The 7134-nt window shown below is 61.6% G+C and carries 7 protein-coding genes and 2 pseudogenes; 7 read left to right on the forward strand and 2 right to left on the reverse strand.

Annotated elements, in window-relative coordinates; all coding sequences use genetic code 11:
* Positions 1-89 precede the first annotated feature (89 nt).
* Positions 90-416: pseudogene (locus tag G6Q48_RS21480) on the reverse strand (transposase zinc-binding domain-containing protein); the annotation flags it as partial.
* Between the two features lie 575 nt (positions 417-991).
* A complete protein-coding gene (locus tag G6Q48_RS21485) occupies positions 992-1276 on the reverse strand; it encodes a mobilization protein C (protein WP_000238497.1) in 285 nt (94 codons plus the stop codon).
* A gap of 198 nt (positions 1277-1474) precedes the next feature.
* Here G6Q48_RS21485 and G6Q48_RS23230 point away from each other — a divergent pair, with 198 nt between their 5' ends.
* The 7 genes and pseudogenes from G6Q48_RS23230 to G6Q48_RS21520 form a co-directional block, all read left to right on the forward strand.
* Complete coding sequence (locus tag G6Q48_RS23230) at positions 1475-3604, forward strand: MobA/MobL family protein (protein ID WP_001395566.1); 2130 nt, start codon at positions 1475-1477, stop codon at positions 3602-3604.
* Positions 3605-3664: 60 nt separating this feature from the next.
* Complete coding sequence (locus tag G6Q48_RS23165) at positions 3665-3877, forward strand: hypothetical protein (protein WP_000455501.1); 213 nt, start codon at positions 3665-3667, stop codon at positions 3875-3877.
* A gap of 1 nt (position 3878) precedes the next feature.
* Complete coding sequence (gene urfF, locus G6Q48_RS21500) at positions 3879-4085, forward strand: plasmid repression protein F (RefSeq protein ID WP_007857788.1); 207 nt, start codon at positions 3879-3881, stop codon at positions 4083-4085.
* Positions 4086-4114: 29 nt separating this feature from the next.
* On the forward strand, positions 4115-4954 hold the full coding sequence (locus tag G6Q48_RS21505) for a helicase RepA family protein (RefSeq protein WP_000190708.1): 840 nt from the start codon (positions 4115-4117) through the stop codon (positions 4952-4954).
* Positions 4941-5792: a replication protein C, IncQ-type gene (gene repC, locus G6Q48_RS21510; RefSeq protein ID WP_000240536.1), complete on the forward strand. Its 852-nt coding sequence runs from the start codon at positions 4941-4943 to the stop codon at positions 5790-5792. The genes G6Q48_RS21505 and repC overlap by 14 nt, the downstream gene beginning before the upstream one ends.
* Before the next feature lie 329 nt (positions 5793-6121).
* On the forward strand, positions 6122-6997 hold the full coding sequence (aac(3)-IV, locus tag G6Q48_RS21515; protein ID WP_234899673.1) for an AAC(3)-IV family aminoglycoside N-acetyltransferase: 876 nt from the start codon (positions 6122-6124) through the stop codon (positions 6995-6997).
* Positions 6998-7035: 38 nt separating this feature from the next.
* Positions 7036-7134: pseudogene (locus G6Q48_RS21520) on the forward strand (IS6 family transposase); the annotation flags it as partial.

Below are 7134 nucleotides of genomic sequence, written 5' to 3' on the forward strand. Positions count from 1 at the left end.
ATCCCCTGGGCGAAATGCGCCTGGTAAGCAGAGTTTTTGAAATGTAAGGCCTTTGAATAAGACAAAAGGCTGCCTCATCGCTAACTTTGCAACAGTGCCCTTTCGGCCATCCGCCGCGCCCCACAGCTCGGGCAGAAACCGCGACGCTTACAGCTGAAAGCGACCAGGTGCTCGGCGTGGCAAGACTCGCAGCGAACCCGTAGAAAGCCATGCTCCAGCCGCCCGCATTGGAGAAATTCTTCAAATTCCCGTTGCACATAGCCCGGCAATTCCTTTCCCTGCTCTGCCATAAGCGCAGCGAATGCCGGGTAATACTCGTCAACGATCTGATAGAGAAGGGTTTGCTCGGGTCGGTGGCTCTGGTAACGACCAGTATCCCGATCCCGGCTGGCCGTCCTGGCCGCCACATGAGGCATGTTCCGCGTCCTTGCAATACTGTGTTTACATACAGTCTATCGCTTAGCGGAAAGTTCTTTTACCCTCAGCCGAAATGCCTGCCGTTGCTAGACATTGCCAGCCAGTGCCCGTCACTCCCGTACTAACTGTCACGAACCCCTGCAATAACTGTCACGCCCCCCTGCAATAACTGTCACGAACCCCTGCAATAACTGTCACGAACCCCTGCAATAACTGTCACGCCCCCAAACCTGCAAACCCAGCAGGGGCGGGGGCTGGCGGGGTGTTGGAAAAATCCATCCATGATTATCTAAGAATAATCCACTAGGCGCGGTTATCAGCGCCCTTGTGGGGCGCTGCTGCCCTTGCCCAATATGCCCGGCCAGAGGCCGGATAGCTGGTCTATTCGCTGCGCTAGGCTACACACCGCCCCACCGCTGCGCGGCAGGGGGAAAGGCGGGCAAAGCCCGCTAAACCCCACACCAAACCCCGCAGAAATACGCTGGAGCGCTTTTAGCCGCTTTAGCGGCCTTTCCCCCTACCCGAAGGGTGGGGGCGCGTGTGCAGCCCCGCAGGGCCTGTCTCGGTCGATCATTCAGCCCGGCTCATCCTTCTGGCGTGGCGGCAGACCGAACAAGGCGCGGTCGTGGTCGCGTTCAAGGTACGCATCCATTGCCGCCATGAGCCGATCCTCCGGCCACTCGCTGCTGTTCACCTTGGCCAAAATCATGGCCCCCACCAGCACCTTGCGCCTTGTTTCGTTCTTGCGCTCTTGCTGCTGTTCCCTTGCCCGCACCCGCTGAATTTCGGCATTGATTCGCGCTCGTTGTTCTTCGAGCTTGGCCAGCCGATCCGCCGCCTTGTTGCTCCCCTTAACCATCTTGACACCCCATTGTTAATGTGCTGTCTCGTAGGCTATCATGGAGGCACAGCGGCGGCAATCCCGACCCTACTTTGTAGGGGAGGGCGCACTTACCGGTTTCTCTTCGAGAAACTGGCCTAACGGCCACCCTTCGGGCGGTGCGCTCTCCGAGGGCCATTGCATGGAGCCGAAAAGCAAAAGCAACAGCGAGGCAGCATGGCGATTTATCACCTTACGGCGAAAACCGGCAGCAGGTCGGGCGGCCAATCGGCCAGGGCCAAGGCCGACTACATCCAGCGCGAAGGCAAGTATGCCCGCGACATGGATGAAGTCTTGCACGCCGAATCCGGGCACATGCCGGAGTTCGTCGAGCGGCCCGCCGACTACTGGGATGCTGCCGACCTGTATGAACGCGCCAATGGGCGGCTGTTCAAGGAGGTCGAATTTGCCCTGCCGGTCGAGCTGACCCTCGACCAGCAGAAGGCGCTGGCGTCCGAGTTCGCCCAGCACCTGACCGGTGCCGAGCGCCTGCCGTATACGCTGGCCATCCATGCCGGTGGCGGCGAGAACCCGCACTGCCACCTGATGATCTCCGAGCGGATCAATGACGGCATCGAGCGGCCCGCCGCTCAGTGGTTCAAGCGGTACAACGGCAAGACCCCGGAGAAGGGCGGGGCACAGAAGACCGAAGCGCTCAAGCCCAAGGCATGGCTTGAGCAGACCCGCGAGGCATGGGCCGACCATGCCAACCGGGCATTAGAGCGGGCTGGCCACGACGCCCGCATTGACCACAGAACACTTGAGGCGCAGGGCATCGAGCGCCTGCCCGGTGTTCACCTGGGGCCGAACGTGGTGGAGATGGAAGGCCGGGGCATCCGCACCGACCGGGCAGACGTGGCCCTGAACATCGACACCGCCAACGCCCAGATCATCGACTTACAGGAATACCGGGAGGCAATAGACCATGAACGCAATCGACAGAGTGAAGAAATCCAGAGGCATCAACGAGTTAGCGGAGCAGATCGAACCGCTGGCCCAGAGCATGGCGACACTGGCCGACGAAGCCCGGCAGGTCATGAGCCAGACCCAGCAGGCCAGCGAGGCGCAGGCGGCGGAGTGGCTGAAAGCCCAGCGCCAGACAGGGGCGGCATGGGTGGAGCTGGCCAAAGAGTTGCGGGAGGTAGCCGCCGAGGTGAGCAGCGCCGCGCAGAGCGCCCGGAGCGCGTCGCGGGGGTGGCACTGGAAGCTATGGCTAACCGTGATGCTGGCTTCCATGATGCCTACGGTGGTGCTGCTGATCGCATCGTTGCTCTTGCTCGACCTGACGCCACTGACAACCGAGGACGGCTCGATCTGGCTGCGCTTGGTGGCCCGATGAAGAACGACAGGACTTTGCAGGCCATAGGCCGACAGCTCAAGGCCATGGGCTGTGAGCGCTTCGATATCGGCGTCAGGGACGCCACCACCGGCCAGATGATGAACCGGGAATGGTCAGCCGCCGAAGTGCTCCAGAACACGCCATGGCTCAAGCGGATGAATGCCCAGGGCAATGACGTGTATATCAGGCCCGCCGAGCAGGAGCGGCATGGTCTGGTGCTGGTGGACGACCTCAGCGAGTTTGACCTGGATGACATGAAAGCCGAGGGCCGGGAGCCTGCCCTGGTAGTGGAAACCAGCCCGAAGAACTATCAGGCATGGGTCAAGGTGGCCGACGCCGCAGGCGGTGAACTTCGGGGGCAGATTGCCCGGACGCTGGCCAGCGAGTACGACGCCGACCCGGCCAGCGCCGACAGCCGCCACTATGGCCGCTTGGCGGGCTTCACCAACCGCAAGGACAAGCACACCACCCGCGCCGGTTATCAGCCGTGGGTGCTGCTGCGTGAATCCAAGGGCAAGACCGCCACCGCTGGCCCGGCGCTGGTGCAGCAGGCTGGCCAGCAGATCGAGCAGGCCCAGCGGCAGCAGGAGAAGGCCCGCAGGCTGGCCAGCCTCGAACTGCCCGAGCGGCAGCTTAGCCGCCACCGGCGCACGGCGCTGGACGAGTACCGCAGCGAGATGGCCGGGCTGGTCAAGCGCTTCGGTGATGACCTCAGCAAGTGCGACTTTATCGCCGCGCAGAAGCTGGCCAGCCGGGGCCGCAGTGCCGAGGAAATCGGCAAGGCCATGGCCGAGGCCAGCCCAGCGCTGGCAGAGCGCAAGCCCGGCCACGAAGCGGATTACATCGAGCGCACCGTCAGCAAGGTCATGGGTCTGCCCAGCGTCCAGCTTGCGCGGGCCGAGCTGGCACGGGCACCGGCACCCCGCCAGCGAGGCATGGACAGGGGCGGGCCAGATTTCAGCATGTAGTGCTTGCGTTGGTACTCACGCCTGTTATACTATGAGTACTCACGCACAGAAGGGGGTTTTATGGAATACGAAAAAAGCGCTTCAGGGTCGGTCTACCTGATCAAAAGTGACAAGGGCTATTGGTTGCCCGGTGGCTTTGGTTATACGTCAAACAAGGCCGAGGCTGGCCGCTTTTCAGTCGCTGATATGGCCAGCCTTAACCTTGACGGCTGCACCTTGTCCTTGTTCCGCGAAGACAAGCCTTTCGGCCCCGGCAAGTTTCTCGGTGACTGATATGAAAGACCAAAAGGACAAGCAGACCGGCGACCTGCTGGCCAGCCCTGACGCTGTACGCCAAGCGCGATATGCCGAGCGCATGAAGGCCAAAGGGATGCGTCAGCGCAAGTTCTGGCTGACCGACGACGAATACGAGGCGCTGCGCGAGTGCCTGGAAGAACTCAGAGCGGCGCAGGGCGGGGGTAGTGACCCCGCCAGCGCCTAACCACCAACTGCCTGCAAAGGAGGCAATCAATGGCTACCCATAAGCCTATCAATATTCTGGAGGCGTTCGCAGCAGCGCCGCCACCGCTGGACTACGTTTTGCCCAACATGGTGGCCGGTACGGTCGGGGCGCTGGTGTCGCCCGGTGGTGCCGGTAAATCCATGCTGGCCCTGCAACTGGCCGCACAGATTGCAGGCGGGCCGGATCTGCTGGAGGTGGGCGAACTGCCCACCGGCCCGGTGATCTACCTGCCCGCCGAAGACCCGCCCACCGCCATTCATCACCGCCTGCACGCCCTTGGGGCGCACCTCAGCGCCGAGGAACGGCAAGCCGTGGCTGACGGCCTGCTGATCCAGCCGCTGATCGGCAGCCTGCCCAACATCATGGCCCCGGAGTGGTTCGACGGCCTCAAGCGCGCCGCCGAGGGCCGCCGCCTGATGGTGCTGGACACGCTGCGCCGGTTCCACATCGAGGAAGAAAACGCCAGCGGCCCCATGGCCCAGGTCATCGGTCGCATGGAGGCCATCGCCGCCGATACCGGGTGCTCTATCGTGTTCCTGCACCATGCCAGCAAGGGCGCGGCCATGATGGGCGCAGGCGACCAGCAGCAGGCCAGCCGGGGCAGCTCGGTACTGGTCGATAACATCCGCTGGCAGTCCTACCTGTCGAGCATGACCAGCGCCGAGGCCGAGGAATGGGGTGTGGACGACGACCAGCGCCGGTTCTTCGTCCGCTTCGGTGTGAGCAAGGCCAACTATGGCGCACCGTTCGCTGATCGGTGGTTCAGGCGGCATGACGGCGGGGTGCTCAAGCCCGCCGTGCTGGAGAGGCAGCGCAAGAGCAAGGGGGTGCCCCGTGGTGAAGCCTAAGAACAAGCACAGCCTCAGCCACGTCCGGCACGACCCGGCGCACTGTCTGGCCCCCGGCCTGTTCCGTGCCCTCAAGCGGGGCGAGCGCAAGCGCAGCAAGCTGGACGTGACGTATGACTACGGCGACGGCAAGCGGATCGAGTTCAGCGGCCCGGAGCCGCTGGGCGCTGATGATCTGCGCATCCTGCAAGGGCTGGTGGCCATGGCTGGGCCTAATGGCCTAGTGCTTGGCCCGGAACCCAAGACCGAAGGCGGACGGCAGCTCCGGCTGTTCCTGGAACCCAAGTGGGAGGCCGTCACCGCTGATGCCATGGTGGTCAAAGGTAGCTATCGGGCGCTGGCAAAGGAAATCGGGGCAGAGGTCGATAGTGGTGGGGCGCTCAAGCACATACAGGACTGCATCGAGCGCCTTTGGAAGGTATCCATCATCGCCCAGAATGGCCGCAAGCGGCAGGGGTTTCGGCTGCTGTCGGAGTACGCCAGCGACGAGGCGGACGGGCGCCTGTACGTGGCCCTGAACCCCTTGATCGCGCAGGCCGTCATGGGTGGCGGCCAGCATGTGCGCATCAGCATGGACGAGGTGCGGGCGCTGGACAGCGAAACCGCCCGCCTGCTGCACCAGCGGCTGTGTGGCTGGATCGACCCCGGCAAAACCGGCAAGGCTTCCATAGATACCTTGTGCGGCTATGTCTGGCCGTCAGAGGCCAGTGGTTCGACCATGCGCAAGCGCCGCCAGCGGGTGCGCGAGGCGTTGCCGGAGCTGGTCGCGCTGGGCTGGACGGTAACCGAGTTCGCGGCGGGCAAGTACGACATCACCCGGCCCAAGGCGGCAGGCTGACCCCCCCCACTCTATTGTAAACAAGACATTTTTATCTTTTATATTCAATGGCTTATTTTCCTGCTAATTGGTAATACCATGAAAAATACCATGCTCAGAAAAGGCTTAACAATATTTTGAAAAATTGCCTACTGAGCGCTGCCGCACAGCTCCATAGGCCGCTTTTTTGATCAGAACTCAGTTAACCATCCCGGGATTCTGCTCTGGCCCATTCAGCGCAGTTTTTTACTGCGGATGAAGTTAACCCATGTCATATTGCACAAGATAAAAATATATCATCATGAACAATAAAACTGTCTGCTTACATAAACAGTAATACAAGGGGTGTTATGAGCCATATTCAACGGGAAACGTCTTGCTCGAGGCCGCGATTAAATTCCAACCTGGATGCTGATTTATATGGGTATAGATGGGCTCGCGATAATGTCGTGCAATACGAATGGCGAAAAGGCGAGCTCATCGGTCAGCTTCTCGACGTTGGGGTTACCCCCGGCGGTGTGCTGCTGGTCCACAGTTCCTTCCGTAGCGTACGACCCCTCGAAGGCGGGCCACTTGGACTGATCGAGGCCCTGCGTGCTGCGCTGGGTCCGGAAGGGACGCTCGTCATGCCCTCGTGGTCAGGTCTGGACGACGAGCCGTTCGATCCTGCCACGTCGCCCGTTACACCGGACCTTGGAGTTGTCTCTGACACATTCTGGCGCCTGCCAGATGTAAAGCGCAGCGCCCATCCATTTGCCTTTGCGGCAGCGGGGCCACAGGCGGAGCAAATCACCTCTGATCCATTGCCCCTGCCACCTCACTCGCCGGCAAGCCCGGTCGCCCGTGTCCATGAACTCGATGGGCAGGTACTTCTCCTCGGCGTGGGACACGATGCCAACACGACGCTGCATCTTGCCGAGTTGATGGCAAAGGTTCCCTATGGGGTGTCGAGACACTGCACCATTCTCCAGGATGGCAAGTTGGTCCGCGTCGATTATCTCGAGAATGATCACTGCTGTGAGCGCTTTGCCTTGGCCGACAGGTGGCTCAAGGAGAAGAGCCTTCAGAAGGTAGGTCCAGTCGGTCATGCCATTGCTCGGTTGATCCGCTCCCGCGACATTGTGGCGACAGCCCTGGGTCAACTGGACCGAGATCCGTTGATCTTCCTGCATCCGCCAGAGGCGGGATGCGAAGAATGCGATGCCGCTCGCCAGTCGATTGGCTGAGCTGATGAGCGGAGAACGAGATGACGTTGGAGGGGCAAGGTCGCGCGCTTGCTCTGCTCAAACGCGAAGGCCGGTGCCCGTCTGACGTTGAACACCGACAGATTAAGTACCGGAACAACGTGATTGAATGCGATCAT

It is taken from the genome of Providencia sp. M-27 (genome assembly GCF_011077905.1).
In the GTDB taxonomy this organism is placed as follows: domain Bacteria; phylum Pseudomonadota; class Gammaproteobacteria; order Enterobacterales; family Enterobacteriaceae; genus Providencia; species Providencia huaxiensis.